Source organism: Streptomyces sp. NBC_00038 (assembly GCF_026343635.1).
Taxonomy (GTDB): domain Bacteria; phylum Actinomycetota; class Actinomycetes; order Streptomycetales; family Streptomycetaceae; genus Streptomyces.
The window spans coordinates 2,017,448-2,037,491 of the sequence record NZ_JAPELQ010000001.1 but is presented as its reverse complement, the minus strand read 5'-3'; the positions used below and the strand labels follow the sequence as shown (position 1 = coordinate 2,037,491).

Below are 20,044 nucleotides of genomic sequence, written 5' to 3'. Positions count from 1 at the left end.
GATGGGCACCAGCCAGCCGCGTGCGAAGGCGCGCAAGGCACCGCGCGAATCCGCGTTCGCCGAGCGGTTCGCCGTCTTCGCCGAGTGTCTGCTCACCGGAGTGTGGATCGCGGTGGCCTCGCTGCCGGTGGTCACCTACCCCGCCGCGTTCGCCGCGGGTGCGCGGCATCTGCGGCGGCGTACGACCCATGAGGCCGGTGGCTGGCGGGAGTTCACCGCCGACTTCCGGACGGCCGTCCGGGGCGGCTGGATCGCCGGGGCCGTCGGCTGGGCCGCGGCGGCCGCGGTCTGGGTGGACGTCCAGGCCGTACGCGCCGGGATCCCCGGTGGCCCGCTGGTCGGGGCCGTCGGACTCTTCGCGCTGATCGGGCTCGCCGTCGCCGGGCTGCGCGCGGCGGCGGTCTGGGAGCCCGGGGCGTCCTGGCGCGTGCTGCTCGCGGACGCCGGGCGCCGCACGGTCCTCGACCCGGCCGGGTCGTTCCTGCTCGTCGGCGGACTGGCCGTGGTGGCCTGTTCCGCCTGGCTCGTCGCACCACTGGCGGTCCCCGTCCTGGGGGCCGTCGCGGCGGCGGCCGTCGCCGTCGAGGAGCGCCACCGCCTCCGGTGAGTCCCTCGCAGGTCGGCGCCCTGGGCGCCGTACCTCTATCTGTCATGCCCCTGACTTCCCCGCACGGAAAGGAAAGGCCATGTCTCCCATCCCCCGCAGGTCCCTGCTCAAGGCGGCCGCCGTCGCCGGAGCCGCCGCGCAGTTCAGCTGGGCGCTAGGAAGCGCGACCGCCCAGGCCGCGCCGAGAGCGGAGGCCGCCGACGCGGACCCCGTCACCCTGGACTGGCTGGAGGACGGCGGCCTCGGCGCCGCCCCCGGCTCCACCGTCGGCGTGCCCTGGCCGAAGGGTGCGTACGCGGAAGACCAGACCTTCGCGCTCACGGACGCCGACGGCAAGGCCGTCCCGGTGCAGTCCTGGCCGATCGCGTACTGGCCGGACGGCTCCCTCAAGTGGACCGCCCACGCGGTCAGTTCGGGATCGGGGAAGCTCAACCTCGCCGCCGGTGAGCCGGCCGCACCCGACAAGTCGGTCACCGTCGACAAGAGCTGCGGCACCATCGACATATCGACCGGGGTCATCACGGCGAAGATCGGCAAGAGCGGCTCCACTCTCGTCAAGTCCGTCACCCGCGGGTCCACCGAGATCGCCAAGAACGGCCGGCTCGTGCTCATCCGGCAGCCCGAGATCGAGGACGAGGATCAGGGTGCGGAGAAGTTCGAACGCTTCGAGAGCGCCATCTCCGAGGTCGAGGTCGAGCAGGAGGGTCCGGTCCGTGCCGTCGTCCGCATCGACGGCAAGCACCGTAAGGGAAGCCGGAGTTGGCTCCCCTTCTCGGTCCGGCTGTACTTCTACGCGGGCGCCGAGTCGTTCCGGATGGTGCACACCGTCACCTTCGACGGGACGCAGGAGCCCGGCAAGGCGAGCGGCGACTTCATCCGCGGTCTCGGTGTCCGCTTCACCGTGCCGATGCGGGACGCCTCGTACGACCGGCACATCCGCATCGGCGGTGACGGCACCGGTCTGTTGCGGGAAGCGGTGAAGGGCATCACCGGGCTGCGGCGCGATCCGGGCGCGGCGGTCCAGGCGGCGCAGTTCGCGGGGGAGAAGCTGCCCGATCCCTCGACCTGGGACCAGCGGGTCACCACCCGGCTCCAGTACATCCCCGAGTGGGGCGACTACACGCTCTCGCAGCTCTCCGCCGACGGCTTCGGCCTGCGCAAGCGCACGAAGAAGGGGTACGGCTGGATCCCCGCGGGCGGCGGCGAGCGGGCCTCCGGTTTCGGATACGTCGGCGGGCCGAGCGGCGGATTCTCCTTCGGCCTGCGGGACTTCTGGGAGAAGCACCCGGCGCAGCTCGACATCCGCGACGCCCACACCGACGAGGCCGAGGTCACCCTCTGGCTCTGGTCGCCCGAGGCACAGCCCATGGACCTGCGCTTCTACCACGACGGCATGGGCCAGGACACCTTCGCCGAACAGCTCGAAGGCCTCAACATCACCTACGAGGACTACGAGCCCGGCTTCGGCACCCCCTACGGCATCGCCCGCACCTCCGAACTCCTCTTCTGGGCCAATGAGTCGACGCCTTCGCCGGAGACGCTCGCCGAACAGGTCGAGGCGGTACGGGTGTTGCCGCAACTCGCCGCCCCGCCTGCGCACCTCGTCAAGGCCAAGGTGTTCGGCGGTCTCTTCTCCGAACCCGACCGCTCCACCACCGCCAAGGCGAAGATCGAGGACCACCTCGACTTCCTCTTCACCTATTACAAGGACCAGGTGGAGATGCGCCGTTGGTACGGCTTCTGGGACTACGGCGACGTCATGCACTCGTACGACCCGGTCAGACACCAGTGGCGGTACGACGTCGGCGGCTACGCCTGGGACAACTCCGAGCTCTCGCCCGACCTCTGGCTCTGGTTCGCCTACCTGCGCTCCGGCCGCGCGGACATCTTCCGCTTCGCCGAGGCGATGACCCGGCACACCGGCGAGGTCGACGTCTACCACCTGGGCCAATGGGCGGGCCTGGGCACCCGGCACGGCATACAGCACTACGCCGACAGCGCCAAACAGCAGCGCATCGCCAACACCACGTACCGGCGCTACTACTACTTCCTCACCGCCGACGAGCGCGTCGGCGACCTCATGCACGCCAACGTCGACTCCGACGAGACCTTCCTCGTCCTCGACCCGATCCGCAAGATCCGCACCGAGCCGTACACACCCGACCGGCACGCCCTGTCGATCGGCTTCGGCACGGACTGGAGCGGGCTCGTGTCGGCGTGGCTGACGGAGTGGGAGCGCAAGGGCCCCAAGTGGGAGAAGGCCAAGGCGCGGGTGCTGTCGACGATGGAGACGATCGCCGCCCAGCCCAACGGGTTTGTGCAGGGGAGCGGGCTGTACGACCTCGACACGGGGAAGTTCGCGATCGCCTCCGCGCCCGTGGTGGGCGTCTCGCACCTGTCCGCGGTCTTCGGGCTCAACGAGCTGTGCGCCGAACTCATCGACCTCGTCGACGTGCCCAAGTTCAAGGACGCGTACCTCGACTACTGCCGCTACTTCAACGCGACCAAGGCCGAACAGGTGGCCCGGTACGGCTCCAACTTCGGCACCCTGCTGCTGTTCCAGGGCCACTCACGTCTCGACGCCTACGCGGCCGTCCAGACCGGTGACGCGAAGCTCGCCACGCGCGCGTGGGACAAGTTCTACAACTCCGACGGCTACAAGGAGTCGGCGCCCTGGACCACGGAGAAGCTGACCGGCCCGGTCACGCTGGTGCCTGGCAGCGAGGCCAACTGGGTCTACACGAACGACACCGCGCTGTACGGCCTCGCGGCGATCGAGAACCTGGCACTTCTCGGCGACAGGATGCCTTCGTGACGGCCGCCTAGTTCATCCTCCCCAGCACCTCCCGCACCCGCCGTGCGTCCCGGATCCGCTGCTCGTACGTCGCACCCAGTGCGAGCAGCAGCAGACCGGCGAGTGCGGGAGGCGCCCAGCGGGGGAGCGCGCCGGCCACCTGTGCGATGTACGGGGCGAGTTCGTGCAGCGCGTCCAGTGTGAGCACCGTGCCGCCCATCACCAGTGGCGCCTGGAGGCGGTGCCGGGCTCCCACGAGAGTGACGGCGAGGGCCGCGGCGCCGAGCAGCAGCGGGCGCAGCCAGTGCGCGTCGCCCCACGCCGCGAAGAGGCTCGGCACGAGCGTGACGGAGATGCCCGGCCCGTACGCCGTCCACGACGAGACCTGTGTGTCCTTGCGGCGCCTGAGGACCCCGACGAGGAGTGCCGGGACGGTGACCGGAAGGGTGTACGCCTCCGGGGAGCCGACGTCCCAGGACGCCAGGCGGACCCAGGTGGCCAGCACGATCAGGGCAGCGGCCGCGTAGCCGACGGGGCGCCGGTCCTCCCGTACGGCCGTGCCCGCGGCGATCACTCCGCAGAGGGCCAGGACCAGGGCCAGCATCGGCGGATCGGTGACCGCGAGGCCGACGGCGAGCAGCCCGGCGGTGGCTCCGGTCACCTCGATGGACATGGTCGTCGGGGAGGCGCCGAGGCGCGCCGCGAGCAGTGCCGCGGTGACCGGTACGACGAGGACGAGCAGCGCGGTCTGCTGCGGCTGCCAGCCGAGGGAAGCTCCGACGGCGCAGGTCAGGGCGGTTCCGTGGACGAGGGCGGCCGGTGCCGCGATCGGGCCGAGGTGCGGTCGCAGGGCGGCGGCCCCGAACAGGGCGGTCAGCGCGGTCAGCACGCTCAGAGTCGCCGGCTCGGAGGCCAGAGCGAGCAAGGCGAGGCTGAGAGAAGTGAGGAGGGAGAGGACAAGGGCGGCGAGGGGGAGGTGCGAGGCGAAGCGGGACTCAGGGGTCGGGGCCCGAAGCGCGTACGCCGCGAGAGCCGCTGTCACCACTGTTTGCACCAACAAGCCCGCCGCATAGGGGAGTTCGAGGGTCGCGGGGAGGACGATTGCCGTTGCCCAGGTCAGTGTCAGCGCGCCGGTCAGGGCGCGCGGGCGCCAGGTCGTGCCGCGGACGGCCACCACGAGAACGGCGGCGACGAGGGCGAGTACGAGAGGTGCCGTGGCCGCGTTCGGGGGCCAGGGATTGCCGGTCGTCACCGCGTCGCGGGCGTTCGCCGGGGCACCGGACCACGCGCTCCGGACCCAGTCGACCGGGCCCAGCAGGGCGACGGTGACCGGGGCCAGCGCCCACACCACCGCGAGGGCCTGTACGCAGCCGGAGGCCACGGCGAGACCGTGCCGCACCGGCTCGGGGAGGCGGGTGCCTGCCGCCGCCAACAGAGCGACTCCGCACACCAGATAGCCCGGAACCGTCCAGGCATCGGGCAGCGACGGGCGCAGGACGCCACCGACCGCGGCGACCGCGATCAGGCCGCCGGTCAGCGCGAAGCCGGTGCCGGCGCGCGGCTTCGGGGACTGCCATGCCGCTGTCAGGGCGATCGCCGCGGCGAAGAGGAGGAGCGCCGCCGCACGGGCGGCGGCGCTCGTGCCGGAGGCCGTCAGAGACAGCCAGCCGGCGACAAAGGTGCCCAAGCCGCCCATGCCGTACGCGCCCATGGTGGCGACGATTCGTACGGACTTCACGGGCGTCCGGAGGGCGAGGGCCGCGTCGAACGCTGCCGTCAGCAGTAGCGCGGCCGTCATGGTGTGGTCGCCCGCGTCGGCCGCGCCCGCCCAGAGGAGCAGCGGGAGTTGAGCCGTCGCGGTCGCGAGCGGCAGGGGCAGACGCAACGGGCTGATCGAGGGCGCCCGGTCACCGGGCGACCGGCGCAGCGCGCCGAGCGTGAGCCCGTACGCCGTCCACACCGCGGCCAGTACCGCCGACGCCACGGCCGAGTACCCGAGGCCGTCCGCGTCCGGGAACGCGACCTCGTACAGCGCGTACGCGTCAAGGACCGTCAGCGCGAGACCCAGCCCCGCCACCGACTCGGCGGTCGAGCGCAGGCTCCGCCCGAGCAGCGGGACGGGCGCGCCGAGCGCGGCCACTGTCACCGCGCCCAGTACGAGCGCCCGTCCGGCGATCCCCAGGTGACCCCAGCTGACCAGCGTGAACGCGATCGCGGCGACGGTCAGCAGGATGCCGCCGAGGATCAGGAGCACGTTCTGGACGCTGGGAGCAGTGGTCTCGGGCCGGCGTACGGCGGGCCGGGGCGCGGGTACCGGGTACAGCGAGTGGAGCAGCCACGCGCGGCGGGCCAGCAACTGGGCTCGGCGTGCGTCGAGTTGCCGCAGCTCGTTGTCGAGGAACCGCAACTCCTCGGCCGGTGGCGGGATGTGGGTCATGCAGAGGAGTGTGGTCCCGGTCACGTTCTCCGGCATGAGTGTGCGTACTCAGGCGGTACTCATCTCCCGGGCGGGCACACTCCGTACATGGACTGGAGCCATTACCGTTTCCGCAGCGTGTGGGACCTGCCCGCGCCGCCCGCCGACGTGTACGTCGTCCTCGAGCAGGCCGAGGAGTACCCGCGCTGGTGGCCGCAGGTGCGCGAGGTGACCCGCGTCGACGAGCACAGCGGCGTCATCCGGATCCGCTCGGCCCTGCCGTACGACATGACCTTCACCGGGCGCGAGGTGCGCCGCGATCCGGAGGGCGGCGTCCTGGAGATCTCGATGTCCGGCGACATCGACGGCTGGGCACGCTGGACGCTGACCGCCGACGGGCAGGGCACCCGGGCCCAGTACGACCAGGAGGCCGTGCTGAACAAGCCCCTGCTGCGGCGGTTCGCGGTGCCGGGGCGGCCCGTCTTCCGCGCCAATCACGCGCTGATGATGCGGGCGGGGCGACGCGGACTCAGGGCGTACCTGGAAGCGGTCTGAACGAAGCGGTTTGAACGACACCCGCCGAGACCTGTATTGTTCGGTGCGTTCCCGGGCGATTAGCTCAGTGGGAGAGCGCTTCGTTCACACCGAAGAGGTCACTGGTTCGAACCCAGTATCGCCCACCCGGAGAAGGCCGGTCCGTCACAGACGGACCGGTTTTTCTGTGTTCTTCTCTCTGTGCGTGGTCCTTCCCTGTGCGCGTGCTCAGGCGGCCGCCTGCAGGTCCGGACGCAGCGGCCACGCCGGATCCACCGCCTCCTCCGAGCCGCTGCGCGCGAACCACGCCTGCAGTCCACGCGCCTGTGCCGCGTGCCACACGGCCTGCAGCGTGTGCAGTTCGGCGGGGGAGAGCCGCTCCAGGCGGGCCGGGAAGCGGCGCCCGACCGCCCGTACGACATCCATCGAGGCCAGCGCGTCGGCCGCCGCGTCGTGCGCGCCCTCCAGCACCACGCCGTAGTGCGCGCAGAGGTCGGTGAGGGTGCGGCGGCCCTTGCGATAGCGGTCCAGGTGCTTGTCGAGGACGCGGGGATCGAGCACGCGCAGCGGCTTCGTCTCGAACCAGTGGTCGAGCGTCGAAGCGCGATGGCGGCGCAACTCCCGGTCCAGAAGGGTCAGATCGAAGGGAGCGTTCATCACCACGAGCGGGCGGCCCGCCGCGGCCTGTTCGGCCAGTTCCCTGGCTATCTCGTCCATCACAGGCGACGGCCAGCGGCCGTTGCGCTGCAGATGCTCATCCGTCAGCCCGTGCACCGCCGTCGCCCCAGCGGGCACCGGCACTCCCGGGTTCACCAGCCACCGGGTCACCCGCGGGCGGCTGCCCGGGGCGTCCTGGACGACGACTGCGGCCGACACGATCCGGTCGGTCTCGACGTCCACGCCCGTGGTCTCCGTGTCGAACGCGGCCAAGGGGCCCTCGTACCAGCACGTCATACGTACACAACTCCTCGTTCACCCACGGCAGCTGACGCGCCGTCTTCTGCCAGTTTGGTGATACCCGGGCTGTTTGCGCCGTACGCCGGAAGGAGACAACAGAGGTACGGGTCTTCGCAGTTCAGCGGCCCGTCGCGGGGATACACCTGGTTTGGAAGGCTGTTGGACTCATGGCACTCGCGCAGCCCGAACGGGGCGGGCTGCTGCCCCAGCGGACGGCACCCCACCGAGGCTCACTCGCCACCACCGCCTGCATGGAGACATTGCAGGTGGGCTACTTGCACGCCGTCGCGGCGGCCGCGGGCTGCTCGCTGTCCCAGCCCTTTCCCGACAACGGCATCGACTGGCACGTCAGCCACAGCGCCCCCGGGCACACGGTCGACGACGAAGTCACCATCAAGGTGCAGCTCAAGTGCACGTACCAGATACCGCCGAACCCGCCGGGCCCCGCCTTCTCCTTCACGCTCGACAACGCCCACCTGGAGAAGCTGGCCCGCACCCCGGTCTCGGTGCACAAAATACTGGTCGTGATGCTCGTGCCCAGGTCGCAGGACGAGTGGCTGCGCGCCAGCCACGACCGCCTCGACCTGCGGCACTGCTGCTACTGGATCAACCTCGCCGGTCAGGCCGTCACTGGCCGGCGCAGGACCACCGTCCGTATACCGACCGCGCGCATCTTCGACGACCGTGCGCTCTGCGAGATCATGACGCGGGTCGGGACGGGAGGAAAACCGTGACGCACCGCCCCATCGACGAAGTACTGCGGCCGGTCAGGCCGCACCCGGTCGAGGCCCTCTGGAACGAGCCGCCCGAGCCCGCCCAGGTCGACCCCGTCGTGCTCAGCGCGCTGCTCCACCGGCACGGCTGGCAGCGGCGCGGCGGAGCACCGGGACGGTACGGCCGGTGGACCCCACCCGGGCCCGGCGGCGGCGGTACGAGCCTGCTCGTACCGGAAAGCCGGGCCTTCCCCGACAGCGACGACCTGCTCGGCGAGGCACTCGTCGCGCTCTCCCGCAGCGCCTCGCCGTCCGCGCGCGACGTCCTGGTCGCGCTCGCCGTGCCCAGCGACGAGATCCGCTGGTGGCGGGACGTCCCGACCGGACCCGTGGGCGCCGCGCCCTGGACGGTCGAGGAACAACTGCGCGCCGCCGCCCGCCAGATGCTGCTGGCCGGGGCACTGGCCACCCGCGCGCGAGCGGGCTACTACGGAGCCCGCCACCGCAGGCCCGCCGTCGCCTCCCTGGAGAACGTGCTCGTGGGCGCCGAGCCCGGCGGACGCCAGCTCACCGCCTTCGTGCCCGTCGCCACCGGGCGGCCCCTCGCCGTACGCCTGCACCAGGCGCTGTACGCCGCCCGCGAGGCCATCGACTACCAGCGGGCCACCGGCGGCATGGACGCCTTCGATGCCGCCGTCGAGGCCGGCGTCAGCCACGAGCTCATGGAAGCCCTGGTGGCCCTCGTCCGCGGCACCGAGGGCGCCCGGATCGCCGTGGAGTGGGCGCCCGCCGCCGGCGTACCCGAGGGCTGCGCGGCGCCCGCCGAACCCGTCGAGTTCTCGCCCGGCGACCTGCCCGTCCTGCGCGAGGCAGGCGCCCGCTTCCTGCGCGAGGAGCCGTCCGTGCCGGTGCGCCTCACCGGCGCCGTCGTACGCATGCGCAGGTCGGGGCCGCGCGGCGAGGGCACCGTACGACTTCGGGTCATCGCCGGAGCGGAGGTCCCGCACGTCCGGATGACGCTCGACGAGGAGTCGTACCGGATCGCGGGCCATGCCCATCTGGTCGGGCTGCCGGTGCGGGTGCACGGGAGGCTGGAGAGCCGGGGCGGATTCCGCCGGCTCACGGACGCCTCCGGGGTCGCACCCGTACAGGTCGACGAGGCCGAGCGGGACCGCCTGATGAAGTCGATCCAGGAGACCGCGGAGATCACAGCCTTCTTCGAGGAGGCGTGCAGCGGGGACTGACCGGAACCGTTTCGCGTAGGGGCCCCACGTCTCGGTACGATCGCTCTCGTATTACGTACGCAATAGAAGATGCGCGCGTGCCCTTCAGGTAGGAGAGACCGGTGTCAGACGTCCGTGTGATCATCCAACGCGATTCCGAGCGGGAAGAGCGAGTGGTGACGACGGGCACTACGGCCGCCGACCTCTTCGGCGGCGAGCGCACCATCGTCGCGGCCCGCGTCGGCGGCGAGCTCAAGGACCTCGCGTACGCCGTGCAGGACGGCGAGGAGGTCGAGCCCGTCGAGATCTCCTCCGAGGACGGCCTCAACATCCTGCGGCACTCCACCGCGCACGTCATGGCGCAGGCCGTGCAGGAGCTCTTCCCCGAGGCCAAGCTGGGCATCGGCCCGCCGGTCAAGGACGGCTTCTACTACGACTTCGACGTCGCCGAGCCGTTCACGCCCGAGGACGTCAAGCGCGTCGAGAAGAAGATGCAGGAGATCCAGAAGCGCGGGCAGAAGTTCTCGCGCCGGATCACCACCGACGACGCCGCCCGCGAGGAGCTGGCAGACGAGCCCTACAAGCTGGAGCTCATCGGCCTCAAGGGCAACGCCGCGCAGGCCGCCGAGGGCGCCGACGCGGAGGTCGGCGGCGGCGAGCTGACGATCTACGACAACCTCGACGCCAAGACCGGCGAGCTGTGCTGGAAGGACCTCTGCCGCGGTCCCCACCTGCCCACCACCCGGAACATCCCGGCGTTCAAGCTGATGCGCTCGGCCGCCGCGTACTGGCGGGGCAGCGAGAAGAACCCGCAGCTTCAGCGCATCTACGGCACCGCCTGGCCGTCGAAGGAAGAGCTGAAGGCGTACCTCGACTTCCTCGTCGAGGCCGAGAAGCGCGACCACCGCAAGCTCGGCTCCGAGCTGGACCTCTTCTCCATCCCGGAGGAGCTGGGCTCCGGCCTCGCGGTCTTCCACCCTAAGGGCGGCATCGTCCGCCGGGAGATGGAGACCTACTCGCGCAAGCGCCACGAGGACGCGGAGTACGAGTTCGTCAACACCCCGCACATCTCGAAGGAACAGCTCTTCGTGACCTCGGGGCACCTGCCGAACTACGCGGACGCGATGTTCCCACCGCTGGAGTTCGACGGGCAGAACTACCGCCTCAAGGCGATGAACTGCCCCATGCACAACCTGATCTTCAAGGCACGCGGCCGCTCCTACCGCGAACTGCCGCTGCGCCTCTTCGAGTTCGGCACGGTGTACCGCTACGAGAAGTCGGGCGTCGTGCACGGCCTCACCCGCGCCCGCGGCTTCACGCAGGACGACTCGCACATCTACTGCACCAAGGAGCAGATGGCGAGCGAGCTGGACTCCCTGCTCACCTTCGTCCTCGACCTGCTCCGCGACTACGGCCTGAACGACTTCGAGCTGGAGCTCTCCACCCGCGACGACTCCCCGAAGTTCATCGGTGAGGAAGCGGAGTGGGAGGAGGCCACCAACGCGCTGCGCGAGGCGGCCGAGAAGCAGGGCCTCCCGCTGGTTCCCGACCCGGGCGGTGCCGCGTACTACGGCCCGAAGATCTCCGTACAGGCCAAGGACGCCATCGGCCGCTCCTGGCAGATGTCCACCATCCAGGTCGACTTCCAGCAGCCCAAGCGGTTCAACCTGGAGTACACGGCGGCGGACGGTTCCAAGCAGCAGCCGGTCATGATCCACCGCGCGCTGTTCGGCTCGATCGAGCGATTCTTCGCGGTGCTCCTGGAGCACTACGCGGGCGCGTTCCCGGCCTGGCTGGCCCCGGTCCAGGCGATCGGCATCCCGATCGGCGACGCGCACGTGCCGTACCTGGCGGACTTCGCCAAGAAGGCCAAGGCGGCCGGACTGCGCGTCGAGGTCGACGGGTCCTCGGACCGCATGCAGAAGAAGATCCGCAACGCCCAGAAGCAGAAGGTGCCCTTCATGGTCATCGCGGGCGACGAGGACATGACGGCCGGCGCCGTCTCCTTCCGCTACCGCGACGGCTCGCAGGAGAACGGCATCCCCCTCGACGAGGCGATCGCCAAGATCGTGAAGGTCGTGGAGGAGCGCGCGCAGGTCTGATGCCTGTTCGAGCGGCGGCCCCCGGGGAGCTCAGCTCCCCGGGGGCTTTCCGCTGTCCTCGCCCTCACTCGAGAACACCTGCAACAGCCACGACGAGAACGACCCCGTCACCGCCCCGAGAAGCGCGAGACCGCCCGCCATGATTCCGGCCGCGATCGTCCGCCCCATCGGCGTCACCGGTACCACGTCCCCGTATCCGACCGTGGCGAGCGTGGCGCAGGTCCACCACACGGCGTCCCCGAAGGTACGGATCGACGCGTCCGGCGCCGCGTGCTCCTGCTGATAGACGGCAAGGGCGCCCGCGAAACCGAGCAGCAGCGCGGACAGACCCGCGTACACGATCACGCGCGCGTAAAGGGCGAGACGGGGTTGCCCGCGCCGCCGCTGCACAGCCTCGTACACCCTGACCACACGTAGCGGGCGCAGCAGAGGCAGGATCAGCACAAGCGTGTCCAGCCAGTGCGTCCGTACGAAGCGGGGCCCCTGTCGGCTCAGCCGCCAGCGCACGGCGTAGTCGACGGCGAACACCGCCCAGGCGGCGAACAGCACCGCGAGGCAGGTGTCCAGCCATGCCGTGGGCAGCCCGTGGCCCAGGACACGGATCGCGTACGCGGCCAGGAACAGCATCGAGGCCAGCGCGAGCGGGATCTCGGTGCGCCGGTCCCAGTGGGCCTTTCGGCTGTCGTCGTCCATCGCCCCAGCTTGGCCGGGGACCCATTTGTTCGACACCCGCCGACACGCCGCGAACGGGCGAAGCAATATGCTGCACCTCATGACGAGTGAGCCGGAGCAGCAGATCGGAGTGGGAACCCAGGACGCGTTCCAGCGCCTGTGGACGCCCCATCGGATGGCTTACATCCAGGGCGAGAACAAGCCCACCGGCCCGGGGGCCGACGACGGCTGCCCCTTCTGCTCGATCCCCGCCAAGTCCGACGAGGACGGGCTCATCGTCAGGCGCGGCGAGCAGGTGTACGCGGTGCTCAACCTCTACCCGTACAACGGCGGCCACCTCATGGTCGTGCCCTACCGCCACGTAGCGGACTACACCGACCTGACCGACCCGGAGACCGCCGAACTGGGCGAGCTGACCAAGCAGGCGATGACAGCCCTCCGCACGGCTTCGGGCGCCCACGGCTTCAACATCGGCATGAACCAGGGCACGGTCGCAGGCGCCGGCATCGCCGCCCACCTCCACCAGCACATCGTCCCCCGCTGGGGCGGCGACACGAACTTCATGCCGGTGGTGGCCCACACCAAGGTCCTGCCCCAGCTCCTCGCGGACACCCGCAAGATGCTGGCGGATGCCTGGCCGGCCTCGGCCTGACGCAAGGCGGGCGGCCCGTACCAGGACGACGGCGGAGGGAACCGGGGGAGAGCCGCCCACCGGCGGAAGGGGACGTGCCGGAACGTCCGCCCGCAGCGGCTGGCGCGTCAACACCGGCACGTTGGTGAGCAACCGATTCCGCGCCAGACCGAGGACGGATGCTCCGGTACGGCCCCGACCCACGACAAACCGCAGGCGCCCTACGCGTCGTAGACGTCGGCCTTCCGCGGCATCGGATCCTGCACCGAAGTACTCAGGAACGACGACCGGTTCCCGAACTGCTCCGTGTCCACCCCGTTCTCCTCAAGCACCTTGATCGCAGCGGAGTGCACCACACGAAGCACCGGCGCCGCCGCCCGCAACGCATCGTCGGCCATGAAGCGATGCCGCCACGGCTGATCGGCCCAGGAGTGCCGCAGCCCGAACGGCTCGGGAAGCACCAGCGTGCCGCCGAGCCAGTTCAGCAGCGGCGGATACCAGGTGAAGGGAGCCCGGGCAGCCAGCCGCACAACCTCGTCGGTGGTGACCAGCGGCAGCTTCACCTTGCGGGTCTCCCAGAACTTGACGGCCTTGGCGACCTCTTTCGTCGGCGCCTCCGGCTTGCTGGTGAACAGCGAGTTCACCGGCCCCAGCGCGTGCCCGGTGACCTCGATGCGGAGCGTCTCGTGCAGCACGGTCACCGTGATCAGCATGGTGATGACCAACTGGCCGTCCCAGAGCGTCCATTGGACCCCGAGATAGTGCCGGTCACCGCTGCCGAACTGCTGCTTGTTGCAGATGTCCTGTATGGCGTGCGTCTTGATCGTGTACGCGTCCACATCCGTACCGCCGGGCCTGGACACCGCCTTGGCGTTCTCGCCGATCGGCGTGACGATCCAGTGCTTTATCACCGGCTTGGTGAAGCCGCCGGTGTTGAGCGGCCCGCGCTCCAGCATGCGGAGCTGGTCGTGGATGGACCGGATGACGTCCCAGCTGCGGAACGGGTGGATCTCCTTGGCCGCGTCGCGGGCCACCAGCTCCTCGGCGAGCTGCCAGCTGCCCCAGCGGGTGCCCATCCCGAGAATGCCCTTGGGCCCGGCGTAGAACACGGAGTTGGACTGCTGCTCGGCGCTGAGCCGGGCCAGTTCCTGACGCAGCCGCTCGGCCGCGGACTCGCCGGGGCTGCCGGGCACCGCCTCGGGGATCTTGGCGCCGATGGCGCCGCCGGACAGGAGGCTGCCCCAGCGCTCGCGCAGGTCCTTGGCGGTGCGCTCGCAGATCTGCTTGGCCCAGAGCCAGCCGACGACCGGGAGGACGATCGACGCACGCGCATACCAGGCCCAGAAGCCGGTGAACGGCATCTTGAGCAGGAAGAGCACGGCGAGGGCGCCGACCGCGACCAGGAGCGTGGTGGCGAGGGCGGAGGCCCGCTTGTCCTCACGCTTGGCGATGGTGGACCGGATCTGGAAGACCAGCAGCCATATCAGCAGCCCGGGCAGGAAGAGCACACCGCACAGCACCATCACGGCCGACAGCCAGTTGTCGCGCTCCCTGCGGATGCGGTTCGCCGCGAGGCAGTGCTCCACGACGACCTGCGGTTCGGTGCCGAAGGACTGGATGAGCGGCTTGCGGCCGACGCCCAGCATGCGGTCCTGCACCGCGCGCGCGAAGGCCTCGCCCAGGTTCGGCGCGAAGAGCTTGATCTTCCCGGGCTTGACCGTGGACTTGTGCCATTCGTTGTCGGCCTTGAGGATCTCCTCGACCTCGCTGTCCCGGTACGACGCCGAGGCGAGGGCGTAGGTCGCGGCCGTCTGTCCCTCGGAGCCCGAGAGCGGCACCTGCGCCCCAGGAGTGAAATCGAATCCGTCGAACGCCACTTCCGCCCCCCATTGCCGCTGTTCCGCTCCTGCGGCCTTCCCGACTTCCGTGCTCCGCACACCTGTTGATCAGGTCATCGTCTTGATCAGGTTCTCAGAGTATCGGCCGGGACCGACATCCGTCGGCGGACGACCGAAGCCGTCCGCCGACGCGAAGGGAAACTGGACCAGTCCCGGGAGAGCCCAACTACGAAGCGTCCCGAGCCTGTTCACGGATCCTTTCGGCGATCTGAGGCGGCATCGGCTCATGCCGCGCGTAACTGCGGCTGAAGCGCGCGGTGCCGTGCGAGAGGGAGCGCAGATCGACGGCGTACCGCCCGATCTCGATCTCCGGCACCTCGGCCCGTACGAGCGTGCGCCCGCCACCCGCCTGCTCGGTGCCGACGACCCGCCCGCGCCGCCCCGACAGGTCGCTCATCACGGCGCCCACATAGTCGTCGCCGACCATCACGGTCACCTCGGCCACCGGCTCCAGGAGATGGATCCTGGCGTCGGCGGCGGCCTGGCGCAGGGCGAGCGCGCCCGCGGTCTGGAACGCGGCGTCGGAGGAGTCCACGGAGTGCGCCTTGCCGTCGAGCAGGGTGATCCGGATGTCGTTGAGGGGATGGCCGGCGGCCACTCCTCTGGCGGCCTGGGCGCGTACACCCTTCTCGACGGACGGGATGAACTGCCGTGGCACGGCGCCGCCGACGACCTTGTCGACGAACTCGATGCCCGAGCCGTTCGGCAGCGGTTCGACCTCGATCTCGCAGATCGCGTACTGGCCGTGCCCGCCCGACTGCTTCACATGGCGGCCGCGTCCCGCCGCCTTGTCGGCGAACGTCTCCCGCAGGGAGACCTTGTACGGGATCACGTCGACCTGGACGCCGTAGCGGTTGCGCAGCCGTTCGAGGGCGACGTCCGCGTGGGCCTCGCCCAGGCACCAAAGGACGACCTGGTGGGTGTTCGGGTTCTGCTCCAGGCGCATGGTGGGGTCCTCGGCGACCAGCCGTCCCAGGCCTTGGGAGAGCTTGTCCTCGTCGGGCTTGCTGTGCGCCTGGATGGCGAGCGGCAGCAGCGGGTCGGGCATCTGCCAGGGCTCCATCAGGAGCGGGTCGTCCTTGGCGGAGAGGGTGTCGCCGGTCTCGGCCCGGTTCAGCTTCGCCACGCACGCCAGGTCGCCCGCGATGCAGTGTGTGAGGGCCCGCTGCTGCTTGCCGAAGGGCGCGGACAGGGCGCCGACACGTTCGTCGACGTCGTGGTCCTCGTGACCCCGGTCGGTCAGCCCGTGCCCGGAGACGTGCACCGTCTCGTCGGGTCGCAGGGTGCCCGAGAAGACGCGTACGAGCGAGACACGGCCGACGTAGGGGTCGGACGCGGTCTTCACGACCTCCGCGACCAGCGGCCCGTCCGGGTCGCAGGCGCTGACCTGGCGTGCTCTGCCGTCCGGTGTGGTGACCGTGGGCGCCTCGCGCTCCAGGGGGGTGGGGAAACCGCCCGTGACGAGTTCGAGGAGTTCGACCGTGCCGAGGCCCTGACGGGCCCCGTCGGCGGCCGGCGCGGCGGCGAGGACCGGGAAGAAGGTCCCGCGTGCCACGGCCCGCTCCAGGTCCTGCACAAGCGTCTTGAGGTCGATCTCCTCGCCGCCGAGATAGCGGTCCATGAGGGTCTCGTCCTCGCTCTCGGCGATGATCCCCTCGATCAGCCGGTTGCGTGCCTCCTCGATGAGCGGCAGCTGCTCGGCTCCCGGCTCGGCCTCCTTGCGCTCCCCGGAGGAGTAGTCGAACAGGCGCTGCGAGAGCAGCCCGATCAGCCCGGTGACGGGCGCGTGCCCGTCCGGTCCCTGCTCGCCGTGGAGCGGCAGGTACAGGGGCAGTACGGCGTCGGGGTCGTCGGCGCCGAAGGCCTCCGCGCAGATGCGTGTCATCTCGTCGAAGTCGGCCCGCGCGGATTCGAGATGGGTGATCACGATGGCCCTGGGCATGCCGACGGCCGCGCACTCCTCCCACACCATCCGGGTCGAGCCGTCCACCCCGTCCGAGGCCGAGACGACGAAAAGGGCCGCGTCCGCCGCTCGCAGACCGGCCCTCAGTTCCCCGACGAAGTCGGCATATCCGGGAGTGTCCAAAATATTGATCTTGTATCCGTCCCAGTCGACGGGTACCAGGGAGAGCTGCACCGAGCGCTGCTGCCGGTGCTCGATCTCGTCGTAGTCGGAGACGGTGCCGCCGTCCTCCACGCGGCCCGCCCGGTTCACCGCTCCCGCCGTCAGCGCGAGAGCCTCCACCAAAGTCGTCTTGCCCGATCCGCTGTGGCCGACCAGCACCACATTCCGTACGGACGCGGGGTGGTCGGCCGCCGTAGCCCTGCCGGCGGCTCCGGGGTGTGCGTTCGCCTTGTCGCCCATGGCCTTGCCTCCCGTACACGGTGAGGTCACTGTGGGCGCGGACATGCCGAAGCCGCGTGCGGTGGCGGCTCCGGTGACGCCCGCGGTGCCTTCGAGCTTTCCACTCGCGTCACGGTGCGTCCATACAGCGGACGCGATCGCGCCATGACACCGGTGTGATCGCGCCGGGACACGGGGGCGCGGGTGCCCGACCGTCGCACAAGCGCGCGCGTGGCTACGATGGGCCAGCCGGTGGCCAACAGGGGCCGCGCGGCCACACCGACCATCGGGAAGGCCATGCTGAACAAGTACGCGCGTGCATTCTTCACGCGTGTCCTCACGCCGTTCGCCGCGTTTCTCATCCGCCGGGGGGTAAGCCCCGACACCGTCACCCTCCTGGGTACGGCCGGAGTGGTGGCGGGCGCGCTGGTCTTCTACCCCCGGGGAGAGTTCTTCTGGGGCACGATCGTCATCACGCTCTTCGTGTTCTCGGATCTCGTCGACGGCAACATGGCGCGTCAGCTCGGCCGCACCAGCCGCTGGGGCGCCTTCCTGGACTCGACGCTCGACCGGGTCGCCGACAGCGCGGTCTTCGGCGGCTTCGCGCTCTGGTACGCGGGCAGCGGCGACAACAACGTCCTGTGCGCCGTCTCGATCTTCTGCCTGGCCAGCGGCCAGGTGGTCTCGTACACGAAGGCCCGCGGCGAGTCGATCGGTCTGCCGGTCGCGGTCAACGGACTGATCGAGCGTGCCGAGCGTCTGGTGATCTCACTGGTCGCGGCGGGCCTCGCCGGCATGCACAAGTTCGGGATTCCCGGCATCGACGTACTGCTGCCCATCGCGCTGTGGATCGTCGCAGTCGGCAGCCTCGTCACGCTGATCCAGCGGGTCGTGACGGTGCGCAGGGAGTCCGCGGAGGCGGACGCCGCGGCGGAGGCCGAGGCGGCGGCTCAGAGCAGCGGGACCACGAAGTGAGCAGTCTCCAGGACCGGCTGACGGACGGGGCGTACGCGCTCGGCTGGAGCGCCGTCAAGAAGCTCCCCGAGCCGGTCGCCGTCCGGCTGGGCCGGACCATCGCCGACCTCGCCTGGAAGAAGCGCGGCAAGGGCGTCCAGCGTCTTGAGAGCAACTACGCGCGCGTGGTGCCCGACGCGACCCCGGAGCGGCTCGCCGAACTCTCCAGAGCGGGCATGCGCTCGTATCTGCGCTACTGGATGGAGTCATTCCGGCTTCCGGCGTGGAGCAAGGAGCGCGTGAAGACCGGCTTCGAGGTGAAGGACGAGCACTACCTCACCGACGGGATCGCCTCCGACAAGGGCGTGATCCTGGCGCTGCCGCACATGGGCAACTGGGATCTCGCGGGTGCCTGGGTCACCACCAAGCTGGAGACGCCCTTCACGACGGTCGCCGAGCGGCTCAAGCCCGAGTCGCTGTACGACCGTTTCGTCGCCTACCGCGAGGGCCTCGGCATGGAGGTCCTGCCGCACAGCGGCGGTACCGCGTTCGGCATGCTCGCCCGGCGGCTCCGCGACGGCGGCCTGGTCTGCCTGGTCGCCGAGCGCGATCTGTCCTCGTCCGGCGTCGAGGTCGAGTTCTTCGGCGAGGCGACCCGGATGCCGGCCGGACCCGCGCTGCTGGCCCAGCAGACCGGCGCCCTGCTCCTTCCGGTGACGCTCTGGTACGACGATTCGCCCGTGATGCAGGGCCGTGTACATCCCCCCGTCGAGGTACCCGAGTCAGGCACCCGGGCCGAAAAGACGTCTGCCATGACACAGGCGCTGGCCGACGCCTTCGCCACGGGGATCGCCGACCACCCGGAGGACTGGCACATGCTTCAGCGCTTGTGGCTCAAGGACCTCGATCCCGGGAGGGACCCCCAGCAGGGTCCTGACCAGGGTCCCCCGAAGGATCCCGAGAAGAGGACCCCGTGAGGATCGGCATCGTCTGCCCGTACTCCTGGGACGTGCCAGGCGGCGTCCAGTTCCACATCCGTGACCTGGCCGAACACCTCATCCGCCTCGGACACGAGGTGTCCGTCCTCGCTCCCGCGGACGACGAGACACCCCTGCCGCCGTACGTCGTCTCGGCCGGCCGCGCGGTTCCGGTGCCGTACAACGGCTCGGTGGCCCGCCTGAACTTCGGCTTCCTGTCGGCGGCCCGGGTACGGCGCTGGCTGCACGACGGCACCTTCGACGTGATCCACATCCACGAACCGGCCTCGCCGTCGCTGGGCCTGCTGGCCTGCTGGGCCGCGCAGGGCCCGATCGTCGCCACCTTCCACACCTCGAACCCGCGCTCCCGGGCGATGATCGCCGCGTACCCGATCCTCCAGCCCGCCCTGGAGAAGATCCGCGCGCGGATCGCGGTGAGCGAGTACGCGCGCCGCACCCTCGTCGAGCACCTGGGCGGCGACGCCGTCGTCATCCCGAACGGCGTCGACGTCGACTTCTTCGCCCGCGCCAAGCCCAAGTCCGAGTGGCAGGGCGAGACCCTCGGCTTCATCGGCCGTATCGACGAGCCCCGCAAGGGCCTGCCGGTCCTCATGAAGGCCCTGCCGAAGATCCTGGCGGAGCGCCCGCGGACCCGGCTCCTGGTAGCGGGGCGCGGCGACGAGAAGGAGGCCGTCGAGGACCTGCCGGAGGAGATGCGCTCGCGCGTCGAGTTCCTCGGCATGGTCAGCGACGAGGACAAGGCACGCTTCCTGCGCAGCATCGACGTGTACGTGGCGCCCAACACCGGCGGCGAGAGCTTCGGGATCATCCTGGTGGAGGCCCTGTCGGCGGGCGCGCCGGTGCTGGCCTCCGATCTCGACGCGTTCGCGCAGGTGCTGGACCACGGCGCGGCCGGTGAGCTGTTCGCCAACGAGGACACGGACGCGCTGGCCGCCTCCGCCGTACGACTCCTCGGTGACCCCGGGCGTCGCGCGGAGCTGCGCGAGCGGGGGAGCGCGCATGTGCGGCGGTTCGACTGGTCGACCGTCGGGGCGGACATCCTGTCCGTGTACGAGACGGTGACGGACGGGGCGGCGGCGGTGGCCACCGATGAACGGACGGGACTGCGGGCGCGGTTCGGGATGGCACGGGACTGAGGGAGAAGGCGGTCCGCCTTCAACCGGCCGGACCTGGCGGTGGAGTTCGGTGGGTTGGGGTCCGG

General features: G+C 70.5%; 15 protein-coding genes and 1 tRNA gene. 11 read left to right on the top strand and 5 right to left on the bottom strand.

Going from position 1 to position 20,044, the window contains the following annotated elements; genetic code table 11:
* Position 1 precedes the first annotated feature (1 nt).
* Complete coding sequence (locus OG219_RS09425) at positions 2 to 607, top strand: hypothetical protein (RefSeq protein WP_266824839.1); 606 nt, start codon at positions 2 to 4, stop codon at positions 605 to 607.
* Positions 608 to 686: 79 nt separating this feature from the next.
* Positions 687 to 3,422 (top strand): Tat pathway signal sequence domain protein, encoded by a 2,736-nt coding sequence (locus OG219_RS09420; RefSeq protein ID WP_266824837.1) that lies wholly within the window; start codon positions 687 to 689, stop codon positions 3,420 to 3,422.
* 7 nt (positions 3,423 to 3,429) lie between these two features.
* Here OG219_RS09420 and OG219_RS09415 read toward each other — a convergent pair whose 3' ends face one another.
* Complete coding sequence (locus OG219_RS09415; protein WP_266824835.1) at positions 3,430 to 5,838, bottom strand: SCO7613 C-terminal domain-containing membrane protein; 2,409 nt, start codon at positions 5,836 to 5,838, stop codon at positions 3,430 to 3,432.
* A gap of 87 nt (positions 5,839 to 5,925) precedes the next feature.
* Between OG219_RS09415 and OG219_RS09410 the strand changes: the two genes are divergently transcribed.
* Positions 5,926 to 6,372 (top strand): SRPBCC family protein, encoded by a 447-nt coding sequence (locus OG219_RS09410; RefSeq protein WP_266824833.1) that lies wholly within the window; start codon positions 5,926 to 5,928, stop codon positions 6,370 to 6,372.
* 53 nt (positions 6,373 to 6,425) lie between these two features.
* Positions 6,426 to 6,497: transfer RNA gene (locus OG219_RS09405), tRNA-Val, on the top strand.
* An 82-nt stretch (positions 6,498 to 6,579) separates the two neighbouring features.
* Here the strand turns inward: OG219_RS09405 and OG219_RS09400 are convergent.
* Positions 6,580 to 7,305: a 3'-5' exonuclease gene (locus OG219_RS09400; protein WP_266824831.1), complete on the bottom strand. Its 726-nt coding sequence runs from the start codon at positions 7,303 to 7,305 to the stop codon at positions 6,580 to 6,582.
* Between the two features lie 170 nt (positions 7,306 to 7,475).
* On the opposite strand from OG219_RS09400, the gene OG219_RS09395 reads away from it, so the two are divergent.
* From OG219_RS09395 to thrS, 3 genes are all read left to right on the top strand, one after another.
* Positions 7,476 to 8,042 (top strand): DUF4365 domain-containing protein, encoded by a 567-nt coding sequence (locus OG219_RS09395; protein ID WP_266467472.1) that lies wholly within the window; start codon positions 7,476 to 7,478, stop codon positions 8,040 to 8,042.
* Positions 8,039 to 9,265: a hypothetical protein gene (locus tag OG219_RS09390; RefSeq protein ID WP_266824830.1), complete on the top strand. Its 1,227-nt coding sequence runs from the start codon at positions 8,039 to 8,041 to the stop codon at positions 9,263 to 9,265. The genes OG219_RS09395 and OG219_RS09390 overlap by 4 nt, the downstream gene beginning before the upstream one ends.
* A gap of 101 nt (positions 9,266 to 9,366) precedes the next feature.
* A complete protein-coding gene (gene thrS, locus OG219_RS09385) occupies positions 9,367 to 11,346 on the top strand; it encodes a threonine--tRNA ligase (protein WP_266824828.1) in 1,980 nt (659 codons plus the stop codon).
* A gap of 30 nt (positions 11,347 to 11,376) precedes the next feature.
* On the opposite strand, the gene OG219_RS09380 is transcribed toward thrS, so the two are convergent.
* Positions 11,377 to 12,039: a potassium channel family protein gene (locus OG219_RS09380; protein WP_266824826.1), complete on the bottom strand. Its 663-nt coding sequence runs from the start codon at positions 12,037 to 12,039 to the stop codon at positions 11,377 to 11,379.
* Positions 12,040 to 12,106: 67 nt separating this feature from the next.
* On the opposite strand from OG219_RS09380, the gene OG219_RS09375 reads away from it, so the two are divergent.
* Positions 12,107 to 12,670 (top strand): HIT domain-containing protein, encoded by a 564-nt coding sequence (locus OG219_RS09375; RefSeq protein WP_266824824.1) that lies wholly within the window; start codon positions 12,107 to 12,109, stop codon positions 12,668 to 12,670.
* Positions 12,671 to 12,870: 200 nt separating this feature from the next.
* Here OG219_RS09375 and OG219_RS09370 read toward each other — a convergent pair whose 3' ends face one another.
* Complete coding sequence (locus OG219_RS09370) at positions 12,871 to 14,526, bottom strand: hypothetical protein (RefSeq protein WP_266824822.1); 1,656 nt, start codon at positions 14,524 to 14,526, stop codon at positions 12,871 to 12,873.
* A 187-nt stretch (positions 14,527 to 14,713) separates the two neighbouring features.
* Positions 14,714 to 16,912 carry an elongation factor G-like protein EF-G2 gene (locus OG219_RS09365; RefSeq protein ID WP_266824820.1) on the bottom strand — a complete coding sequence of 733 codons (2,199 nt, stop codon included), beginning with the start codon at positions 16,910 to 16,912 and terminating at the stop codon, positions 14,714 to 14,716.
* Between the two features lie 219 nt (positions 16,913 to 17,131).
* On the opposite strand from OG219_RS09365, the gene pgsA reads away from it, so the two are divergent.
* The 3 genes from pgsA to OG219_RS09350 are packed head-to-tail and all read left to right on the top strand — an operon-like array spanning position 17,132 to position 19,979.
* The gene (gene pgsA / locus OG219_RS09360) at positions 17,132 to 17,866 is read left to right on the top strand and encodes a phosphatidylinositol phosphate synthase (protein ID WP_266836043.1); all 735 of its coding nucleotides are present in this window, start codon (positions 17,132 to 17,134) and stop codon (positions 17,864 to 17,866) included.
* Positions 17,863 to 18,822, top strand: a complete 960-nt coding sequence (locus OG219_RS09355; protein ID WP_266824818.1) for a phosphatidylinositol mannoside acyltransferase — start codon at positions 17,863 to 17,865, stop codon at positions 18,820 to 18,822. The genes pgsA and OG219_RS09355 overlap by 4 nt, the downstream gene beginning before the upstream one ends.
* The gene (locus OG219_RS09350) at positions 18,819 to 19,979 is read left to right on the top strand and encodes a glycosyltransferase family 4 protein (RefSeq protein ID WP_266824816.1); all 1,161 of its coding nucleotides are present in this window, start codon (positions 18,819 to 18,821) and stop codon (positions 19,977 to 19,979) included. Before OG219_RS09355 ends, OG219_RS09350 begins: the two co-directional genes overlap by 4 nt.
* The last annotated feature ends 65 nt before the right edge of the window (positions 19,980 to 20,044 follow it).